We start from the raw sequence: 21,063 nt of genomic DNA, 5'->3' as shown, positions 1-21,063 counted from the left end.
TTGCGGATGAATTATAGCCTGATGACTAAAAGGAATACGTAAGAAGGTTCAAATTTAGTTAAAAAAGTGTGTTTTATTTGATAGGAAACCGATCTGGTTCGGTGACAAACCAGATCATAGCATGGTGAGTTACTTATAAAATCCCACGAGCTTTTAGAATTGCGGTTTTAAAATCATCTTCTTGGTCTTTAGCAAGACCTGGGATCATTTCTGTTTTTTCGCTATTTCGCATTTTTAGATGATAGATTAGAACATCATCAGTAAGGTCTTCTAATTTACCTTCGTATTTTGTTTCTTCTGCAAGTTTTACAATAAACTGCATAAGATTTAGTTCTGGTTCTTTTTTCCATTCAGGGTGAATTAATTCGATTAATTCATTTACGCGGTGACATTTCATTGAGCATTCTCCTTATAATTATTAGGGTTAGTATATATCAGTTATAAGGGATGTTAATACCAGTTAGAGTAAGTAAATGATCGGATTCTCATGTAGAAAAAAGTGCTTTTTAAAAAAGAAAAAGCGCAACCAATAGGCTACGCTTTTAAATTATGCCGCACATGAAACTTCTTTTTCAGTTTCTGTTTTTTCTGAAACCACTAAAGTCATTTCAGGTACGTTCTTTTTCGCAACAGCTGCTTTTACAAAGTGGCTGCGACGACGATCCACGCTATGTGTTGAAGCAGAGCGTGAGAACCTGACAGTCATAGGACGCATTATCTATCTCTATAGTCAGGCACTTCCTTGGCCAAATTAATGACCTAACTATTTATGAGTTACATCAAGGTGAAACTCTTTTTAGCTTTCGCCAATCCAAATAAATAGTCAGGATTATGTGTTTAAAAAACACCCTATAAGGGTAACATAAACTGTCAATTAGTCGAGGTGCATCTCAGCGTAATTATGATAACTGAGCAATAATAAGAGCATAAAACATGGATTGGTTAGGAGATAAAAATGTCTTTTTTTAAAAAAACGTTAGCGTCATTAGGCATTGGTTCTGCAAATGTGGATACGATCATTCACCATGAAGTTTTGATACCAGGGCAAAAAGCTCAAGTAACCATTGAAGTTACTGGCGGTGCAACGGCTCAAGATATTGATAATATTGATTTGAAATTATGTTGTCAGTACAAAAAAGAAGTTCATCGTAAAAGCGAAAATGGCTCACAAACCCAAATTATTAAGCAAACTTATGTGTTGGCGGATTGGAGTTTGCCTTATGCATTTACGATAGAGCCAAAGCAAGAGCGTAAATTTGAATTGGAATTGGATCTCCCACTAAATACGCCAATTACGATTGGTGATGCCAAAGTGTGGGTTCAAACAGGGTTAGATATTTCTCTTGGTTTAGATCCAACAGATAAAGACCCTATTACTGTTCGTCCTGATGATCTTTTTGATGGTGTATTAACCGCTTTAGAAACTGAAGGCTTGCGGATCCGTCAGGTTGAGTGTGAGCACGTTAAAGGGTTTGATTTACCTTTTGTGCAGGAGTTTGAGTTTGTGCCTTTTGATGGTCCTTATCATGGTAGCTGGCGAGAGCTTGAAATGATTGCTCATAGAACAGCGGATGAGTTGCAATTATGGTTTGAGATAGACAGAAGACACAAAGGTGGTGCGTTAGGCTTATTATCATCAATGCTTGGGCGAGGTGAGTTAAAAAGAAAATTAAGTCTTTCAACCCGTTTAACGCCAGAAGAAGCAGGGAAGCAAGTGATTGATTTCTTAAATCAAACCACCTAATTGATAGGTTTGATGAAAAAAATGACACATTTAAGCTTACAACCGTACGCTTAAATGTGTCATACTGATCTTATCGAGTAATCACTCTATGAGATAATTATGCCTACCTCCGCTTCATATTCAAAAAAAGAAGAATTAGCGAACAGTTTAAGCCATGCTTTAGGGATGGTTTTTGGTGTTGTTGCTTTAATCTTATTGCTTTTAAAAGCCAATGCAGCTAATGCGGATTGGCTAACCATAACCAGTATGTCTGTTTATGGTGCGAGTATTATTTTACTTTTTTTAGCGTCGACGCTTTACCATTCTATTGCCGCACCTAAAGCGAAAAGATTATTAAAAACCTTGGATCATTGTGCGATTTTTCTTTTGATTGCCGGTAGCTATACACCCTATTTATTGGTGAGTTTGAGAACACCATTAGCCTACTGGTTGATGGGTGTGATTTGGGCTATTGCGCTTATTGGTATTATTGGAAAAATTGTATTTGTATATCGATTTAAAAAATTATCGCTAATTACCTATCTCATAATGGGATGGTTATCAGTGATTGCTGTGTATCAATTGGTTATTCATATCGATATTAACGGTGTGATTTTGCTGGGACTTGGTGGTGTGATTTATTCTTTAGGTGTTATTTTTTATGTCGCCAAAAAGATCCCATATAACCATGCTATTTGGCACTTATTTGTATTAGGTGGCTGTGTTACTCAATTCTTGTCGATTTATTATTACGTAAAGCCGGTTTAATACCTGTTTATAAATAAAAATGGCCTAGTAGAAATACTAGGCCATTTTTCATTGTTACTGTGTTAACCCTTCCAAAAGGCTGGGAAGAATAAAACCAATACGGTTAAAATTTCTAATCGCCCCATCAACATTCCAATACTGAGTATCCATTTTGCCGTATCTGGTAGTGTTGCAAAGTTACCTGTTGGGCCAACAATATGCCCCATACCTGGACCTACGTTAGCAACAGCAGTAACGGCACTGGTGATACTCGTTACGGGATCAAGTCCTAAGCTACCTAATAACGCAGAGATAATGATGATGGTTAATAGGAAGGTAAAGACAAGAGCAACAACCGAACGTGCGATGTCATCGGTTACTGGACGGCCATTATAACGTTGAACAAAGATCCCTGATGGGTGGATCAGTTTCATCATCTGTTTATTCAACATGGTTGATGCAATCTGGAAGCGGAAGATTTTTATACCACCCGCTGTCGAACCTGAACATGCACCTGTTAGCATAACAAAAGCAAAGATGATGGCAGGGAATGCCCCCCACGATGTAAAGTCATCCAAACCAAAACCCGTTGTAGTCACAACAGAAACAATATTAAACACAGAGACTCGTAACGCATCCATAATGGCATAGTCATTATGAATCACTAACCAAATCGCAACTAATAAGCTGGTGATTAATACTAATTTTAGAAACCCAACAACCTGAGCATCTTTAAAGAGAACTTTGGGATCGCGCTTTTTAAGTACTTGAATAAAGAGTAAGAAAGGCAAACCACCTGCAAACATAAAGAATGATGCTACCCAGTGCGTGCTATTTGAAAAACGATTCATTGAACTATCAGAGGTGGAGTATCCTCCTGTGGATAGCGTAGTAAATGCGTGGTTTATGGCTTCAAATGGTGTCATCCCTGTCACTAAATAGCTTAAGAAACACAGTAAGGTTAAGCTTAAATACACATTCACAATGTATTTGGCGACATATTTGGTTCTCGGGGCGCTTTTATCTGACCAATCAGAAGATTCCGTTTGGAACAGTCGCATACCACCGACATTGAGCATAGGTAAGATAGCTACCGCCATTACAATAAAGCCTACACCACCTAGCCACTGTAGCGTTGAACGCCATAATAAAATACTTGGTGCCATATCATCTAACCCACTGAGCACCGTTGAACCAGTCGTTGTGATACCTGACATGGTTTCAAAGTAAGCGTCGGTAAAGCTGATGTGGTTAATAAACACAAAAGGAAGTGCAGCGAAAGCACTTGCAATGGTCCACACAAGTGTTGTTATTAAAAACATATCCCGCACGTTCATTTTAAACTGTTTGCTGCGGCCCAAAGTTAAACAAGCAAATGCCACTATGTGAGTAATGGCAACCGCTTGTCCAAATTCGATAAAACCACCAGTACCTGTAAACAGTGCTACGAGTGTCGGGATATACATAAATAGGGCGAGTTTTGATAAAACAAGCCCTATTACAAATAGGATCGGTTTGTAGTTAACCATAATTATAAGAAGAACGGACTCGGTTGGAATAAGCGTTCTACATCCTGAACGTATTTCTTATCCACTAGGAACATAACAACGTGATCATCCTGCTCTATCACGGTCTTATCGTGTGCGATTAATACTTCTTCACCTCGAACAATTGCACCAATGGTTGTGCCTGGTGGTAGTTTTATATTTTGAACTTCTCTACCAACGACTTTTGATGTGGTTTCATCACCATGTGCAATGGCTTCAATCGCTTCGGCTGCACCACGACGAAGAGAGGATACGTTAACGATATCAGCACGACGAACATGCGTTAATAGCGCTGAAATTGTCGCTTGTTGTGGTGAGATGGCCACATCAATAACGCCACCCTGCACTAAATCCACATAAGCGCCACGTTGAATCAATACCATGACTTTTTTAGCACCCATGCGTTTTGCTAGCATGGCTGACATGATATTGGCTTCGTCTTCGTTAGTGACAGCGATGAACACATCAACTTGATCGATGTGTTCTTCACTTAGTAGCTCTTGGTCTGCAGCATCACCACAAAATACAATGCTTTCTTCAAGCAGTTCAGATAACTCTTCTGCTCGCTTCATATTACGTTCAATCAGTTTAACGCTGTAGTTTTGTTCTAAGCGTCTCGCAAGACCTGCTCCGATATTACCGCCACCAACAATCATAATTCGTTTGTATGGGCGCTCTAAACGCTGTAATTCACTCATTACTGCACGGATATGGTTACTTGCAGCAACAAAGAATACTTCATCGTCAGCTTCGATAACGGTTGTTCCCTGAGGGCGAATTGGTCGGCCTTGACGGAAAATAGCCGCAACACGAGTATCAATATGAGGCATGTGATCACGAAGTGCGGATAACGCATTACCGACGAGAGGACCACCGTAATAGGCTTTAACAGCAACAAGACTTACTTTCTTCTCTGCAAAGCTAGCTACTTGAAGTGCACCCGGGTATTCGATTAAGCGTTCGATGTATCCAGTAACGAGTTCTTCTGGAGCGATCAAATGATCAACTGGAATCGCATCAGATTGGAAAAGGCGTTCTTTTTCTCTTAAATATTCAGGAGAACGAATACGAGCAATACGGTTTGGTGTATTAAATACAGTAAATGCAATTTGACAGGCAATCATGTTCGTTTCGTCGGAATTAGTGACGGCAACTAACATATCGGCATCTTGTGCACCGGCTTCTCTTAATGTATCTGGGTGACTAGCAAACCCTTGAACTACACGTAAATCGTATTTATCTTGCAACTCACGCAGTCGTTCAGAGCTCTTATCAACAACCGTAATATCGTTGTTTTCGCCCACCAAGTTCTCAGCTAATGTGCCGCCCACTTGACCTGCACCTAAGATGATGATTTTCATACCGTTTGCTCGCTCGTATTCCGATTAGGCTTTTTGTAGAACAGCGTAGTAGAAGCCGTCCATATTCTCTTCACCTGGAAGAATTTGACGTCCTGGTTTTTCAGGATCTGTATTATCAATTAATGTTGCATCACTTGTTCGTGCTAAAAACGCTTTTACCTGATCACAGTTTTCTAAAGGCGTAATTGAACAAGTCGCATAAACCATGGTGCCGCCAGATTTTAACTGTAACCACATAGCGTCAAAGATTTCACTTTGCAGTTCAGCCAGTGCTTTAATGTCTTCTGAGCGACGTAACCACTTGATGTCTGGGTGACGACGAATAACCCCTGTTGCAGAACAAGGTGCATCCAATAAAATGCGGTCAAATTGTTCGCCTTTCCACCATTCTTCTGGATGGCGAGCATCACCACAAATAACTTGTGCTTTAAGGTTTAAACGCTCTAAGTTTTCATAAACTCGTTTTAAACGTGTTTCATCACAATCAATAGCAACCACACTGGTATCTTGTGTGCGTTCTAGAATGTGCGCTGTTTTACCACCTGGAGCAGCACAGCAATCAAGAATTAATTCGCCATTTTGAGGTTGTAGGTACTCTGCTGATAATTGAGCAGCAGCATCTTGTACTGATACCCAACCTTGCTCAAAGCCAGGAAGTGTATATACATCACGCGCTTTATCTAATAACAGAGCATCCGTCGCTTGGCTATGTGGCGTAACACTGATCTCTTCTTTTTCAAGTAGAGCTATATATTCATCACGAGTGTGGTGTTGGCTATTAACACGTAACCACATTGGTGCTTTACTGTTATTGGCTTCAACAATATTTTCCCATTGTTCTGGGTAAGCTTGTTGTAGCATTTTCAATAACCAGCCCGGATGACCATATTTTCCTGAGTCATGACTTACTGATTTCGCATCCAACTCTTCTTGGCTACGTTGATAATTGCGTAGTACCGCATTGATCAGTCCACGTAGTTTTGGACCTTTTAAATTCTTTGTACCTTCAACGGTTTCCGCTACAGCTGCGTGTGCAGGAATACGCATGAAACTCAGTTGGTAAATACCCACAAGAATTAGATGATGGAATACTCGTTGTTTTCCCTTTAATGGTTTATCCATTAATGATTGAGCAACAGACTCTAAACGAGGAAGAAAGCGCAGTACGCCATAGCAGATCTCTTGCAGTAAAGCTTGGTCACGAGGTTTGATCTCAGATTGAGCTTTTGGAAGCGCTGAAGAGAGAGAATGACCCTGATCGACAACTTGATAAATAACTTTGGCTGCCGCAGCACGAACGTTCATGTCATCACCTAAAATATGGTTGGCAAAAATAAAAAGGCAAATACGATATTTGCCATTTAAAAACGAAGGTGGCAATTATGCCACCTTTTTATATTTTTGAAGAATTAGTTAAGGGTATTACCCACTTCAAACCATTCTTTGCGAGAATTCAAAATATCTTGAACACCCATTGCTTTTTTTCCAGGTACTTGCAGTTGTTCAAAGACAATGGCATCTGAACCTGTCGCAACATAAATGCCCGTTTTATCCGCTTGGATAATGGTGCCTGGTGTTGCATTTCCGGTATAGCTTTCAACACGAGATTGCCATACTTTAATGGCTTTATCTTCAACAGAGAAGTGACTCATTGGCCATGGATTAAAAGCACGAACACAGCGTTCAATAGCAATTGCATCCATTGTCCAATCAATCTTTGCTTCTTCTTTGCTTAGCTTTTTCGCGTAATTAGCCAGTTCATCATCTTGTTTTTGTGCAATAGCAGAGCCATCAGCAATATCAGATAAACAATCAACTAAAGCGACTGGACCTAGTTCAGCTAATTTGTCGTACATTGAGGCGCTTGTATCGGTTGCTTCGATAGGCAAAGTTGCAATCTTCAGCATATCGCCAGTATCTAAACCAATATCCATTTGCATGATAGTTACGCCAGTCTCGGCGTCACCTGCCCAAATAGAGCGTTGAATAGGTGCAGCACCACGCCAACGAGGAAGAATCGAGCCATGAACGTTAATGCAACCCAATTTGGTGTATCTAACACCGCTTGTGGTAGCAGTAAGCCATAAGCAACCACAACCATTAAATCAGCATTTTGGTCAGCAAGCTCTTGCTTTGCTTCATCACTCTTAAAGTTTTCAGGCTGGAACACAGGAATATTGTGCTCAAGCGCCAGCTCTTTTACTGGGCTTGCTGTTAGCTTTTTACCACGACCTGCTGGGCGATCAGGTTGAGTGTATACGCCAATCACTTCATGGTGAGAGTCGATAAGTGCTGATAAATGGCGAGCAGCGAAATCGGGTGTGCCCGCAAAAATAATGCGTAATGGTTTGCTCAAATTAACCTCGGTATCAATTACTGATTTTTAGCGTTGAATTTTTTGATTTTCTCTAGTTTTTCTTTGATACGCTTACGCTTTAGAGGCGATAAGTAATCAACGAATAACTTGCCATCAAGGTGATCAAGTTCATGCTGAACACAGATAGCTAATAAATCATCAGCATCAAAGCTAAATTCATTACCATCGCGATCAAGAGCGCTAACTGATACCTCTGCTGAGCGAGGAACAAGTCCTTTTGCACCAGGAACAGACAAACAGCCTTCTTCAATACCATCATCACCACTTTTTTGTGTGATAACAGGATTGATTAAAACCATTGGTTCGTCACGAGTTTCAGAAACATCAATCACTACGATACGTTGGTGAAAATCGACTTGTGTAGCAGCAAGGCCAATACCTTCTTCGTCGTACATGGTTTCAATCATGTCATCGACAAATTTTTGGATTTCAGGTGTTACTGCTTCTACCGGTTTTGCTACGGTACGTAGACGGTCATCCGGGAACGTTAATACTTCTAATAAAGCCATAAATACTCAAAATGTTGAACTGCGCCGAAAACGGCATAAACCTAATAGTTCCAATTCTAGACATTTTATTGAGCAAATGACAGCATCGGTTGGTATGTCTGACAAGGAAAGCGGACCATGTTAAAAAAAACACTCATTTTTTCATCATTAATTAGCGCAATTTTATTCTCATCACCATCGATATCAAGCGATGATAAATTGGTTTTAAAACAAGATTATCCGGAACAATACACCGTTAAAAAAGGGGATACTCTCTGGGATATTTCGGCGTTATTTTTAGATAGCCCTTGGTTTTGGCCAAAATTATGGAAAATTAACCCAGATATAAATAATCCTCACTTAATTTATCCTGGAGATGAATTAACGTTAAGTTGGCACAATGGTAATCCGGTATTAAGTGTTAAACCGCTTAAAAAATTGTCGCCTAAAATGCGTAAGGTGGTAAAAGAGCCGGTTCCTACCTTACCCACTAGCTTAGTTGTACCTTATTTACAGTCAGATCGTTTAATTGATGATGTGAATTACCAAACGTCTTACCGAGTACTTGGAACCAGTGATGGTCGTAAATTTTTAAGTTCGAGTGAAAGAGTGTACGTTGATGCTGAGCTATCGCATAAAGAATGGGGTATATACCGAGTCGTTAATGAATTTTCTCGTCAGGATGACAAAGCCTCATCTTATGCCCTTCGTCTTGTTGGTGTCGCTGAGCTAGCCGAAAGTAATGAAGATATGAGTGGATTAAAAATCATTAAACAGCAACAAGAAATTGCGATTAATGATGTGGTTTTACCTATTTCTTCAGATGAAATAAAAACAGAATTAACCACAACGTTTTACCCTCAACCTGCACCAAAATATATTGATGTATCCATACTTGGTTCCATTGATGGTGGTGAATACTTAGCGGTTAATCAAGTTGCAGTGATAGATAAAGGCAGTAATGACGGCTTATTGCAAGGAAGTATGTTTTCTTTGAAAGAAGAAGGAAACATTGTTAATGGCAATAAAGGCGAGTACTACTATGAAGTCGATAAAGACACCAAGAAAAAGGCATTCAATTACCTCAAACGGAAATTGGTGAATTAATTGTTATTAGGCCTTATGAAAAATTTAGCTTAGCACTCATTACAAAAAGTGAAATGCCAATACACAAAGGTGTTATAGCGGTTTCTCCTGATGAGGAATAAATAACGTTATGTCCATTTCCGAAGAACATCTATCGGCTTGGCTAACCTTATGCTTTTGTCCTAGAGTAGGCGGGAAGGTAATGTCCCGTTTACTCAGTGTCGATTCAGCTGAAAATATTCTGCAATACAATGATGATCAATTACAGGCTTTAGGTCTCTCTTCATCTCAAATATCCTATCTAAAGCAGACGACAAATAAGCAGGTTGAAACCTGTTTGACTTGGCAAGAAAAGAGTTCTGAACATACGATATTGCCATTAACTGATCCTAGATACCCCAAATTGTTGTCAGAGATTAGCGCTCCACCTCCAGTGTTGTTTGTTAAAGGGGATGCTCTCTGTTTATCTGAGCCACAAGTGGCGATTGTCGGGAGCCGAAATGCCAGTCTGGAAGGATTGGATTGTGCTAAAGAGTTTGCTCGTTCTATTGTTCAGCATAATTATGTTGTAACCAGCGGTCTTGCACTCGGTGTCGATGGATATGCACATCATGGTGCAATAGAAGCAAAAGGGAAAACCATTGCTGTTCTTGGCTCTGGTCTAGAAAAGATCTACCCAGCCAAGCATCGCTCCTTAGCTCAGAGAGTGAGTGAAAATGGCGCCTTAGTTTCTGAGTTTAGGCCTGATGCTCCACCAAGAGCGGATAACTTTCCACGACGCAATCGAATCATTAGTGGTTTATCAACAGGGGTTCTTGTTGTTGAAGCGGCAGAGCGTTCAGGGTCTCTAATTACAGCAAGATATGCAAATGAACAGGGACGAGAGGTATTTGCTTTACCTGGTTCTATTCAAAACCCAACAGCTCAAGGTTCGAATGGTTTAATTAAATCTGGAGCAACACTGGTATCTTCTCCTGATGATATTTTTAATGAAATAGGAGCTCTGACTGAGTGTGCACTATCTCATCAACCATCACTTTTCGAACAAGAAGTTATCACTGAACAATTGCCATTTCCTGAAGTGTTCGCTACCGTAGGCGGTGAGGCGACGCCTGTCGATATAATCGCAGAGCGGTGTCAGATGCCTGTACATGAAATCATGATGCAATTACTTGAATTAGAGTTGCAAGGTTTCATCGCTGCAGTCCCAGGGGGTTACATTAAAAAGCGGAGGGGCTAGCCATGATGGATGTTCTGATGTATCTATTTGAAACATATATCCATAGTGATGTTGAACTGAATGTAGAACAAGAAAAATTAGAAGATGAATTGCTAAAAGCAGGCTTTCACCAAGAAGCAGTATATAAAGCGTTAGATTGGTTAGAAGATCTGGCTCGTTTACAAGATACGGACGAGCACGCTCGTGTTGCAACAGGAACGTCAACGTCAATGCGAATTTATACTCAACAAGAAATTGATGGGATAAATACGGCATGTCGTGGTTTTTTACTTTTCTTAGAACAAATTAAAGTACTTACTAGCGAAACTCGTGAAATGGTAATTGAGCAAGTAATGGCTTTAGAAACGGATGAACTGTCATTAGATGATCTAAAGTGGGTTGTCCTAATGGTATTGTTTAATGTTCCAGGACAGGAAAGCGCTTATACACAGATGGAAGAGTTATTGTATACCTCTGATGTAGGCTTGACTCACTAAGGCTGAGAGAATGTCTGGAAAGATTGATAAAGAATTATTTCAAGCGCATGAGCATGCGTTAGAGCATGAAATATGCCCTCAATGTAGCGGTGAACTAAGTATCCGTTATGGAAAAAGAGGTCCATTTTTAGGTTGTCAAAATTACCCTGAATGTGACTATATTCGTCCATTAAAAAGTAATGATGGTCATGTAGTGAAAGAGTTAGGGATCCCATGCCCTCAATGTGAAAGTGAATTGGTGTTGAGACAAGGCCGATATGGAATGTTTATCGGTTGTTCTGCATATCCATCATGTACTCATATTGAATCTTTAGAACAAAAGAAAGAGTCGTCGCAGACAGAAACGGTTTGTCCTAGTTGTCATAAAGGACATCTACAAGAGAAACAATCTCGCTTTGGTAAATCATTTTACGCATGTGATGCTTACCCTGCTTGTCGTTTTGCGGTTAATTTAGAGCCACAGCAAGGGTGTTGTCAAAAATGTGGTTTTGAGTTGCTTTTAAAAAAAGAAACAGCGGCAGGAACTCGTTTAATCTGTGCAGATAAAAAATGTGCAGAAGTTCAGAGCCAATCAGAGTAACTTAATCACAAGTATTAAGTTACTCATACCTTGAGATTTAAGAAAGAGCTTTAAAGGCTTGTTTATCTAAAATATTTGCAAGTTTAGAAAGCTCTTTTTGTAGCATTTCAGGGGAGTCGGCACACACGTTAATATGTCCCATTTTTCTACCCGCTCGCTTCTCTTTTCCATACCAATGAATATGGCAATTCGGCATTGTTAATATTTCATCTGGTAAGCTATCTTCACCTAAAATATTAATCATCGCAGTTGAGCGAAGTAATTGATTACCCGTTAATGGTAAGTTGCATACCGCTCGAATGTGCATTTCAAATTGGCAAATATCGGTCCCTTGTTGAGTCCAGTGCCCTGAATTATGCACACGAGGGGCAATTTCATTTACAAGTAACGTTCCGTCTACATCGAAAAACTCAATAGCAAGCACTCCGATATAATTCAGTTCATCAGCGATAGCGGTAAACATTTCATCGGCTTGTTGTTGTAAATTACTTGTCCCTTCTAAAGCGGTTGATAAAGCAAGAACACCATCGACATGAACATTTTCAGTCAGTGGGTAAGTCACCATTTGACCGTTTTTATTACGAGCTCCAATGAGTGAAACTTCACGGTTAAATGGAATAAATTGTTCTGCAACTATTGCTTGATTTGGAGAGCTTTTAATTAACTCATCCATTTCTTCCCAAATAGAATCAACTTGTGATACGTCTTTTAAGCGCCATTGACCTTTTCCATCATAACCGCCTAACGCACTCTTCAATACCATAGGGATCCCAACGGTATCGATGGCATTCAAAAAGTCCTGTTTAGTATTGATATTATGGTATTTGGCATTTGCAACATGCGCGTTATCTAATAACTTTTTTTCAAGACGGCGATCACCACCTGCTTTTATTGCATCAGGTGTTGGTTGAAATTTTCCACTTACACTACAAATATCTAGAATATGATGAGGAATATGTTCAAACTCAGCCGTAATAACATCGACTTGTTTAATGGCTTGTTCTAATGATAAATCAATCGGTTGTTGAGTTAATGGATGTACAATTTGTTGGCTATTAACATCATAAGCGATCACATCAATATTTAATGGAGCACTAGCTAAAGACATCATTCGTGCTAATTGACCTGAACCTAAAATAAGAACATTCATGATTAATCCTCTGATGGATCTGGGTTCTCTAACACCATTTCAGTTTGTTCTTTACGGAAAGTTTCAACCGCAGCCATTACTTCTTCGTTTGATGTTCCAATGATTTGAGCTGCAAGGATACCTGCATTAGCCGCTCCCGCTTCACCTATCGCAAGAGTACCAACAGCAATACCTTTTGGCATCTGTACAATTGAAAGTAATGAATCCATACCTTTAAGTGCACGAGATTGTACTGGAACACCTAAAACAGGAACACTTGTGAATGCTGCTGCCATTCCAGGAAGGTGTGCTGCACCACCCGCACCTGCGATAATTACTTTGATGCCACGATCTTTTGCTTGAGTTGCATAATCAGCAAGTAACTGAGGTGTTCTATGAGCAGAAACCACTTTTGTCTCATAAGGCACATTAAAGCGGTCAAGCATCTCAGCGGCTAGTTTCATTGTTGGCCAGTCTGATTTTGAACCCATGATAATACCGACTTTCATTGTGAACTCCTTAAATAAAGATATTGGCAATATAGAAAAGTTATCCGCATTATACGGTTATTTTTTATTAAGGAAAACGTTTGCGTAAGGAAAAGCTAAACTTATTAATGAATGATGACAATTCAAAAAAGGAAAGCGGTTGTGTGATTTGAGTAGATCAATAGAATAGATACTATATATAGAAGAGAGTGGTATTAATGTGAAGAATCTAAATCAAGTCGTAGATGCCTTGAAGCAAGGGAATGTTATCGCTTATCCAACAGAAGGCGTTTTTGGTGTTGGTTGCGATCCTGATAACGAACAAGCGTTACTAAATTTATTGGATGTAAAAAAGAGACCAAAAGAAAAAGGACTAATTTTGATTGCTGCATCTATAGAGCAATTATTACCTTATATCGATTTAGAACAATTAACAGAAGAGCAAGTAAATACCATTAAAGCATCATGGCCTGGTCCTGTGACTTGGATTGTTCCAGTGAAAACAAGCACATTACCTTTAGTTACTGGGCAATTTGATAGTATTGCTGTCAGAGTAACAGCTCATCCTCAAGTGAAAGCTATTTGTAACGCATTCGGTAAACCAATTACTTCAACGAGTGCTAACCTTTCAGGATTGGAACCTTGTCGAAGTGTCACTGAAGTTGAAGCTCAACTAGGGGATACGGGGGTAGTTATTTTTCAAGGTGAAGTAGGTAATCGGACTCAGCCTACAGAAATTCGTGATGCGAAAACAGGTAATACGCTGCGTCAGGGATAATGCATCAATGATTGGTTTAAGGTAAGGTTACTCACATCATTTTAGTTCTTTCATTGCAGGGAATATTTTTACATGGACAAGTATGCCGTTTTTGGTAATCCGATTAAACACAGCAAATCACCTTTTATTCATACCTTATTTGCTCGTCAAACAATGCAGGATTTAGAATATTCAGCAATTGAAGCACCAATAAACGGTTTTGTTGAGTCAGTAACAACGTTTTTTTCTCAACAAGGAAAAGGCTGTAATGTAACGGTCCCTTTTAAAGAGGAAGCGTTTCAGTTTGCTAATCAATTAACAGAAAGAGCAAAACTCGCAGGGGCGGTAAATACACTTAAAAAATTGGATGATGGCATTATTTTAGGTGATAACACCGATGGCGAAGGGTTAGTTCAAGACTTATTGCAGTACCAAGTACCTTTAGAAGATAAACATATTTTATTAATTGGTGCTGGTGGCGCAGCTCGTGGCGTTATTCTTCCTTTGTTAAAACAAAATCCCGCTTCTATTACTCTTGTTAATCGAACTTATGAAAAAGCAAAACAACTTGCGGAACTGTTTTCTCCTTATGGAAGGATAGAAGCAAAAAAGATGAGTGATATTAATAAAGGGTTTGATGTCATTATCAATTCAACATCAGCAAGTTTATCTGGGGAGCTTCCTCAAATAGATCCTGTCATATTCTCAGGTGGTGCGATTAGCTATGACATGATGTATGGCTCTGGTAAAACCATCTTTAATCAATGGGCATTAGAAAATGATGCTTACCAAGCTTATGATGGATTAGGAATGCTAGTCGGTCAGGCTGCAGAAAGCTTTACTGTATGGAGAGGGTTACGTCCAGGTAGTAAACAAATTTTGCGTGAATTACGAAAGAACTTAGAAGGTATGTAATGAATCAGTCGATTCTCTTTTCAGACGATTTAACCGTAGAGCTAGAAAAGAAGTGTGTGCGTTTTTCAGCACAACAAATGGGAAGCTTAATTAATTGTTCAGTTTCATTCTCATGGCTTGAAGAAGAAAGTGGTGAATCTATTTGCCATCATGATAAAGCGAATGAGGTTTTTAACCAGTTACGCTTTGATATAGAAGAGAAAGCTGAAGCATTGATTGAAGATGAAGAATTCAATGCTTCAGGAGAGATTGAAATTAATTAATTTCTTCTTCTATATAGTCATTCTTAAAATTAACGTAATTTAATGCAGATTTTTTAAGTAATGCAATTTCCTCTATAGATAGAGGGCGAACTTGTTTTACAGGGCTACCTATATAAAGGTAGCCACTTTCAAGACGCTTGTTTGGTGGAACAAGAGAACCAGCACCAATCATTACATCAGCTTCAATATAAGCGTTGTCTAGAATAATGCTTCCCATTCCAACAAGAACTCGGTCTTCAATTACGCAACCATGCAGCATAACTTTGTGACCAATCGTGACATCATTGCCAATAACTAAAGGTGCACCTTTTGGGTTCTCAGGGTTTTTATGGGTAACATGCAAAACTGAACCATCTTGAATATTTGTTCTATCGCCAATAGAAATACTATTTACATCACCTCGAGCAACAACCAAAGGCCAAACACTAGAGTCTTGGCCAATAGTAATTTCTCCAATTAATACAGAAGAGGTATCTATATAAGTATTAGAGCCGATTGAAGGAAAGTTTGATTTATAGCGTCGTAATGAAGAAATCATAGAATAAACCTCAAAAATGATAATTTAGTGTTAATAATATGCATTATAAAAGATAATTTAGCACCGATTTGTATGGACTTTAACCATAAAAACAAAAAAACGATTTTTTTTGAAAAAAGGGCTTGCTAATGTGATCTAACTCTCTATAATGCGACCTCACTGACACGGAGAGCCCATCCCATAAGGGGTTAGCAACCAAGGTCAGAACGGCAATTAAAAATTTAGTTTCAAATAAGTGCTTGACACTGAAACTTAAATCGATAAAATGACCGTCCTCTTCACAGAAAAGCGGAAACGCTTTGAAAGTAGAAGAAAAGCTCTTTAAAAATTAGAAACCTATTAATCTGTGTGGGCACTTGTGAGTTGATAATCATTATTTGCGAAAGCAAATAACTAATCAATGAACTGAGTGACTACACAAAATTACTTTTATGTAACAATCAGTATTAATCATTGAGTCGGTTTTGTTTCTGCTGAAACAAACCAAAAAACTTTAATTGAAGAGTTTGATCATGGCTCAGATTGAACGCTGGCGGCAGGCCTAACACATGCAAGTCGAGCGGAAACGACTTAACTGAACCTTCGGGGAACGTTAAGGGCGTCGAGCGGCGGACGGGTGAGTAATGCCTGGGAATATGCCTTAGTGTGGGGGATAACTATTGGAAACGATAGCTAATACCGCATAATGTCTTCGGACCAAAGAGGGGACCTTCGGGCCTCTCGCGCTAAGATTAGCCCAGGTGAGATTAGCTAGTTGGTGAGGTAAGAGCTCACCAAGGCGACGATCTCTAGCTGGTCTGAGAGGATGATCAGCCACACTGGAACTGAGACACGGTCCAGACTCCTACGGGAGGCAGCAGTGGGGAATATTGCACAATGGGCGAAAGCCTGATGCAGCCATGCCGCGTGTATGAAGAAGGCCTTCGGGTTGTAAAGTACTTTCAGTAGGGAGGAAGGTTCATACGTTAATAGCGTATGGATTTGACGTTACCTACAGAAGAAGCACCGGCTAACTCCGTGCCAGCAGCCGCGGTAATACGGAGGGTGCGAGCGTTAATCGGAATTACTGGGCGTAAAGCGCATGCAGGTGGTTCATTAAGTCAGATGTGAAAGCCCGGGGCTCAACCTCGGAACCGCATTTGAAACTGGTGAACTAGAGTGCTGTAGAGGGGGGTAGAATTTCAGGTGTAGCGGTGAAATGCGTAGAGATCTGAAGGAATACCAGTGGCGAAGGCGGCCCCCTGGACAGACACTGACACTCAGATGCGAAAGCGTGGGGAGCAAACAGGATTAGATACCCTGGTAGTCCACGCCGTAAACGATGTCTACTTGGAGGTTGTGGCCTTGAGCCGTGGCTTTCGGAGCTAACGCGTTAAGTAGACCGCCTGGGGAGTACGGTCGCAAGATTAAAACTCAAATGAATTGACGGGGGCCCGCACAAGCGGTGGAGCATGTGGTTTAATTCGATGCAACGCGAAGAACCTTACCTACTCTTGACATCCAGAGAATTCGCTAGAGATAGCTTAGTGCCTTCGGGAGCTCTGAGACAGGTGCTGCATGGCTGTCGTCAGCTCGTGTTGTGAAATGTTGGGTTAAGTCCCGCAACGAGCGCAACCCTTATCCTTGTTTGCCAGCACGTAATGGTGGGAACTCCAGGGAGACTGCCGGTGATAAACCGGAGGAAGGTGGGGACGACGTCAAGTCATCATGGCCCTTACGAGTAGGGCTACACACGTGCTACAATGGCGCATACAGAGGGCTGCAAGCTAGCGATAGTGAGCGAATCCCAAAAAGTGCGTCGTAGTCCGGATTGGAGTCTGCAACTCGACTCCATGAAGTCGGAATCGCTAGTAATCGTAGATCAGAATGCTACGGTGAATACGTTCCCGGGCCTTGTACACACCGCCCGTCACACCATGGGAGTGGGCTGCAAAAGAAGTGGGTAGTTTAACCTTCGGGAGGACGCTCACCACTTTGTGGTTCATGACTGGGGTGAAGTCGTAACAAGGTAGCCCTAGGGGAACCTGGGCTGGATCACCTCCTTAAACGATAGATTACGGTTTATGAGTGTTCACACAGATTAATTAGGTTTTAAATTAAAGATAAAGAGTTTTAATTAATAATCTTTATTATTGATTAAAGCTTTTGCTTTAAGCTCTTTAACAATTTGGAAAGCTGACTGATTTAAATAACTTACGAGTTATTCAAATCAAAATTTAAAAGTTCTTAATATCCTTTGTTTTACTTTGTAAAACGAAGAACAACACATTCAAGTGTTCTTGTATTTTGAATCCGGCGAAAAACCAGAACTCGCAATGATGAGTTCAACCTTGGTTGTTTATGCCATACGAAACCTCTTGGGGTTGTATGGTTAAGTGACTAAGCGTACACGGTGGATGCCTTGGCAGTCAGAGGCGATGAAAGACGTATTAACTTGCGATAAGCCCAGATTAGGTAGTAAAAACCATTTGAGTCTGGGATTTCTGAATGGGGAAACCCACGTGCATAAGCACGTATCGCTACGTGAATACATAGCGTAGCGAGGCGAACCGGGAGAACTGAAACATCTAAGTACCCCGAGGAAGAGAAATCAACCGAGATCCCGAAAGTAGCGGCGAGCGAAATTGGGTTAGCCCTTAAGCTTTTAATGAGACAGGTGAAGGCTCTGGAAAGTGCCGCGATACAGGGTGATAGCCCCGTAACCGACATCTCATCATCAGTGAAAACGAGTAAGGCGGGACACGTGATATCCTGTCTGAATATGGGGGGACCATCCTCCAAGGCTAAATACTACTGACTGACCGATAGTGAACCAGTACCGTGAGGGAAAGGCGAAAAGAACCCCTGTGAGGGGAGTGAAATAGAACCTGAAACCGTGTACGTACAAGCAGTAGGAGCACCTTCGTGGTGTGACTGCGTACCTTTTGTATAATGGGTCAGCGACTTATATTCAGTGGCAAGGTTAACCGTTTAGGGGAGCCGTAGGGAAACCGAGTCTTAACTGGGCGTTCAGTCTCTGGATATAGACCCGAAACCAGGTGATCTAGCCATGGGCAGGTTGAAGATTGAGTAACATCAATTGGAGGACCGAACCGACTAATGTTGAAAAATTAGCGGATGACTTGTGGCTAGGGGTGAAAGGCCAATCAAACCTGGAGATAGCTGGTTCTCCCCGAAATCTATTTAGGTAGAGCCTCGGACGAATACTACTGGGGGTAGAGCACTGTTAAGGCTAGGGGGTCATCCCGACTTACCAACCCTTTGCAAACTCCGAATACCAGTAAGTACTATCCGGGAGACACACGGCGGGTGCTAACGTCCGTCGTGGAGAGGGAAACAACCCAGACCGCCAGCTAAGGTCCCAAAGTTATAGTTAAGTGGGAAACGATGTGGGAAGGCTCAGACAGCCAGGATGTTGGCTTAGAAGCAGCCATCATTTAAAGAAAGCGTAATAGCTCACTGGTCGAGTCGGCCTGCGCGGAAGATGTAACGGGGCTAAACTATACACCGAAGCTGCGGCAATACAGTTTACTGTATTGGGTAGGGGAGCGTTCTGTAAGCGGTTGAAGGTGCGTTGTAAAGCGTGCTGGACGTATCAGAAGTGCGAATGCTGACATGAGTAACGATAAAGCGGGTGAAAAACCCGCTCGCCGGAAGACCAAGGGTTCCTGTCCAACGTTAATCGGGGCAGGGTAAGTCGACCCCTAAGGCGAGGCCGAAAGGCGTAGTCGATGGGAAACGGGTTAATATTCCCGTACTTCTTACAATTGCGATGGGGGACGGAGAAGGCTAGGTGGGCTTGGCGACGGTCGTCCAAGTTCAAGTATGTAGGCTGTATTCTTAGGCAAATCCGGGAATACACTAGGCTGAGATACGATGTCGAGCTACTACGGTAGTGAAGCCATTGATGCCATGCTTCCAGGAAAAGCCTCTAAGCTTCAGATTGTAAGGAATCGTACCCCAAACCGACACAGGTGGTCGAGTAGAGAATACTAAGGCGCTTGAGAGAACTCGGGTGAAGGAACTAGGCAAAATGGTACCGTAACTTCGGGAGAAGGTACGCTCCTAGCGGTGATGAGACTTGCTCTCTAAGCTGCCGGGAGTCGCAGATACCAGGTGGCTGCAACTGTTTATTAAAAACATAGCACTGTGCTAAATCGTAAGATGACGTATACGGTGTGACGCCTGCCCGGTGCTTGAAGGTTAATTGATGGGGTTAGACTTCGGTCGAAGCTCTTGATCGAAGCCCAAGTAAACGGCGGCCGTAACTATAACGGTCCTAAGGTAGCGAAATTCCTTGTCGGGTAAGTTCCGACCTGCACGAATGGCGTAATGATGGCCACGCTGTCTCCACCCGAGACTCAGTGAAATTGAAATCGCTGTGAAGATGCAGTGTACCCGCGGCTAGACGGAAAGACCCCGTGAACCTTTACTACAGCTTGGCACTGAACATTGACCCTACATGTGTAGGATAGGTGGGAGCCTTTGAAGCACGTACGCCAGTATGTGTGGAGGCAATCTTGAAATACCACCCTTGTATGCTTGATGTTCTAACGTTGGTCCCTTATCGGGATTGCGGACAGTGCCTGGTGGGTAGTTTGACTGGGGCGGTCTCCTCCCAAAGAGTAACGGAGGAGCACGAAGGTGGGCTAATCACGGTTGGACATCGTGAGGTTAGTGCAATGGCATAAGCCCGCTTGACTGCGAGAATGACAATTCGAGCAGGTGCGAAAGCAGGTCATAGTGATCCGGTGGTTCTGGATGGAAGGGCCATCGCTCAACGGATAAAAGGTACTCCGGGGATAACAGGCTGATACCGCCCAAGAGTTCATATCGACGGCGGTGTTTGGCACCTCGATGTCGGCTCATCACATCCTGGGGCTGAAGTCGGTCCCAAGGGTATGGCTGTTCGCCATTTAAAGTGGTACGCGAGCTGGGTTTAGAACGTCGTGAGACAGTTCGGTCCCTATCTGCCGTGGGCGTTGGATGATTGAAGGGGGCTGCTCCTAGTACGAGAGGACCGGAGTGGACGAACCTCTGGTGTTCGGGTTGTCACGCCAGTGGCATTGCCCGGTAGCTAAGTTCGGAATCGATAAACGCTGAAAGCATCTAAGCGTGAAGCGAGCCCTGAGATGAGTCATCCCTGATACTTTAAGTATCCTAAAGGGTTGTTGGAGACTACGACGTAGATAGGTCAGGTGTGTAAGTGCTGCGAGGCATTGAGCTAACTGATACTAATTGCCCGTGAGGCTTAACCATACAACACCCAAGGGGTTTTGAACGGATTTAAAGTTGCAAGAAACGAATTGAATGTGCATTAAGAAGACAATAAGCTTTCCGAATTAAAG

17 protein-coding genes, 2 rRNA genes and 2 pseudogenes are annotated in these 21,063 nt (G+C 41.6%); 11 read left to right on the top strand and 10 right to left on the bottom strand.

Annotation, left to right across the window (positions count from 1 at the left end):
* Nucleotides 1-133: 133 nt before the first annotated feature.
* Together AAFX60_013925 and AAFX60_013920 are read right to left on the bottom strand one after the other, a co-directional pair.
* The gene (locus AAFX60_013925) at nucleotides 134-397 is read right to left on the bottom strand and encodes a YihD family protein (GenBank protein XDF77647.1); all 264 of its coding nucleotides are present in this window, start codon (nucleotides 395-397) and stop codon (nucleotides 134-136) included.
* A gap of 150 nt (nucleotides 398-547) precedes the next feature.
* The gene (locus tag AAFX60_013920) at nucleotides 548-715 is read right to left on the bottom strand and encodes a hypothetical protein (GenBank protein ID XDF77646.1); all 168 of its coding nucleotides are present in this window, start codon (nucleotides 713-715) and stop codon (nucleotides 548-550) included.
* 240 nt (nucleotides 716-955) lie between these two features.
* Here AAFX60_013920 and AAFX60_013915 point away from each other — a divergent pair, with 240 nt between their 5' ends.
* Together AAFX60_013915 and AAFX60_013910 are read left to right on the top strand one after the other, a co-directional pair.
* On the top strand, nucleotides 956-1,744 hold the full coding sequence (locus AAFX60_013915) for a sporulation protein (GenBank protein ID XDF77645.1): 789 nt from the start codon (nucleotides 956-958) through the stop codon (nucleotides 1,742-1,744).
* 99 nt (nucleotides 1,745-1,843) lie between these two features.
* Entirely contained in the window at nucleotides 1,844-2,491 is a 648-nt protein-coding gene (locus tag AAFX60_013910) for a hemolysin III family protein (GenBank protein XDF77644.1), read from the top strand.
* Between the two features lie 62 nt (nucleotides 2,492-2,553).
* Here AAFX60_013910 and AAFX60_013905 read toward each other — a convergent pair whose 3' ends face one another.
* The 5 genes and pseudogenes from AAFX60_013905 to def form a co-directional block, all read right to left on the bottom strand.
* Complete coding sequence (locus AAFX60_013905; protein XDF77643.1) at nucleotides 2,554-3,999, bottom strand: TrkH family potassium uptake protein; 1,446 nt, start codon at nucleotides 3,997-3,999, stop codon at nucleotides 2,554-2,556.
* A gap of 2 nt (nucleotides 4,000-4,001) precedes the next feature.
* Nucleotides 4,002-5,378, bottom strand: a complete 1,377-nt coding sequence (trkA, locus tag AAFX60_013900) for a Trk system potassium transporter TrkA (protein XDF77642.1) — start codon at nucleotides 5,376-5,378, stop codon at nucleotides 4,002-4,004.
* A 24-nt stretch (nucleotides 5,379-5,402) separates the two neighbouring features.
* On the bottom strand, nucleotides 5,403-6,683 hold the full coding sequence (rsmB, locus tag AAFX60_013895) for a 16S rRNA (cytosine(967)-C(5))-methyltransferase RsmB (protein ID XDF78956.1): 1,281 nt from the start codon (nucleotides 6,681-6,683) through the stop codon (nucleotides 5,403-5,405).
* Nucleotides 6,684-6,787: 104 nt separating this feature from the next.
* Nucleotides 6,788-7,734: pseudogene (gene fmt / locus AAFX60_013890) on the bottom strand (methionyl-tRNA formyltransferase).
* Nucleotides 7,735-7,751: 17 nt separating this feature from the next.
* Nucleotides 7,752-8,264 (bottom strand): peptide deformylase, encoded by a 513-nt coding sequence (gene def / locus AAFX60_013885; GenBank protein XDF77641.1) that lies wholly within the window; start codon nucleotides 8,262-8,264, stop codon nucleotides 7,752-7,754.
* 117 nt (nucleotides 8,265-8,381) lie between these two features.
* Between def and AAFX60_013880 the strand changes: the two are divergent.
* The 4 genes and pseudogenes from AAFX60_013880 to AAFX60_013865 all read left to right on the top strand — a co-directional run bounded on the left by AAFX60_013880 (nucleotide 8,382) and on the right by AAFX60_013865 (nucleotide 11,625).
* Nucleotides 8,382-9,451: pseudogene (locus AAFX60_013880) on the top strand (LysM peptidoglycan-binding domain-containing protein).
* A gap of 14 nt (nucleotides 9,452-9,465) precedes the next feature.
* Nucleotides 9,466-10,569 (top strand): DNA-processing protein DprA, encoded by a 1,104-nt coding sequence (dprA, locus tag AAFX60_013875; GenBank protein ID XDF78955.1) that lies wholly within the window; start codon nucleotides 9,466-9,468, stop codon nucleotides 10,567-10,569.
* Nucleotides 10,570-10,571: 2 nt separating this feature from the next.
* The gene (locus AAFX60_013870; GenBank protein XDF77640.1) at nucleotides 10,572-11,045 is read left to right on the top strand and encodes a DUF494 family protein; all 474 of its coding nucleotides are present in this window, start codon (nucleotides 10,572-10,574) and stop codon (nucleotides 11,043-11,045) included.
* 10 nt (nucleotides 11,046-11,055) lie between these two features.
* Complete coding sequence (locus AAFX60_013865; protein ID XDF77639.1) at nucleotides 11,056-11,625, top strand: topoisomerase DNA-binding C4 zinc finger domain-containing protein; 570 nt, start codon at nucleotides 11,056-11,058, stop codon at nucleotides 11,623-11,625.
* Nucleotides 11,626-11,662: 37 nt separating this feature from the next.
* On the opposite strand, the gene AAFX60_013860 is transcribed toward AAFX60_013865, so the two are convergent.
* A complete protein-coding gene (locus AAFX60_013860; GenBank protein ID XDF77638.1) occupies nucleotides 11,663-12,775 on the bottom strand; it encodes a 5-(carboxyamino)imidazole ribonucleotide synthase in 1,113 nt (370 codons plus the stop codon).
* A gap of 2 nt (nucleotides 12,776-12,777) precedes the next feature.
* Complete coding sequence (gene purE, locus AAFX60_013855) at nucleotides 12,778-13,263, bottom strand: 5-(carboxyamino)imidazole ribonucleotide mutase (protein XDF77637.1); 486 nt, start codon at nucleotides 13,261-13,263, stop codon at nucleotides 12,778-12,780.
* 199 nt (nucleotides 13,264-13,462) lie between these two features.
* Between purE and AAFX60_013850 the strand changes: the two genes are divergently transcribed.
* From AAFX60_013850 to AAFX60_013840, 3 genes are all read left to right on the top strand, one after another.
* Nucleotides 13,463-14,020, top strand: coding sequence for a Sua5/YciO/YrdC/YwlC family protein (locus tag AAFX60_013850; GenBank protein XDF77636.1), 558 nt, complete (start codon nucleotides 13,463-13,465; stop codon nucleotides 14,018-14,020).
* Between the two features lie 72 nt (nucleotides 14,021-14,092).
* Entirely contained in the window at nucleotides 14,093-14,914 is an 822-nt protein-coding gene (aroE, locus tag AAFX60_013845) for a shikimate dehydrogenase (GenBank protein ID XDF77635.1), read from the top strand.
* The gene (locus tag AAFX60_013840; protein ID XDF77634.1) at nucleotides 14,914-15,177 is read left to right on the top strand and encodes a DUF1488 domain-containing protein; all 264 of its coding nucleotides are present in this window, start codon (nucleotides 14,914-14,916) and stop codon (nucleotides 15,175-15,177) included. Before aroE ends, AAFX60_013840 begins: the two co-directional genes overlap by 1 nt.
* Here AAFX60_013840 and AAFX60_013835 read toward each other — a convergent pair.
* Nucleotides 15,170-15,712, bottom strand: coding sequence for a gamma carbonic anhydrase family protein (locus AAFX60_013835; GenBank protein XDF78954.1), 543 nt, complete (start codon nucleotides 15,710-15,712; stop codon nucleotides 15,170-15,172). The genes AAFX60_013840 and AAFX60_013835 overlap by 8 nt on opposite strands.
* Before the next feature lie 497 nt (nucleotides 15,713-16,209).
* Between AAFX60_013835 and AAFX60_013830 the strand changes: the two genes are divergently transcribed.
* Together AAFX60_013830 and AAFX60_013825 are read left to right on the top strand one after the other, a co-directional pair.
* Nucleotides 16,210-17,760: ribosomal RNA gene (locus AAFX60_013830) — 16S ribosomal RNA — on the top strand.
* Nucleotides 17,761-18,084: 324 nt separating this feature from the next.
* A 23S ribosomal RNA gene (locus AAFX60_013825) occupies nucleotides 18,085-20,974 on the top strand.
* Together the 16S and 23S rRNA genes form the textbook arrangement of a ribosomal RNA operon.
* The last annotated feature ends 89 nt before the right edge of the window (nucleotides 20,975-21,063 follow it).

Source organism: Aliivibrio fischeri, from assembly GCA_038993745.2.
Lineage (GTDB): Bacteria > Pseudomonadota > Gammaproteobacteria > Enterobacterales > Vibrionaceae > Aliivibrio > Aliivibrio fischeri_B.
Note: the sequence above shows the minus strand (reverse complement) of the source record. Positions and strands in the feature narration are given on the sequence as shown.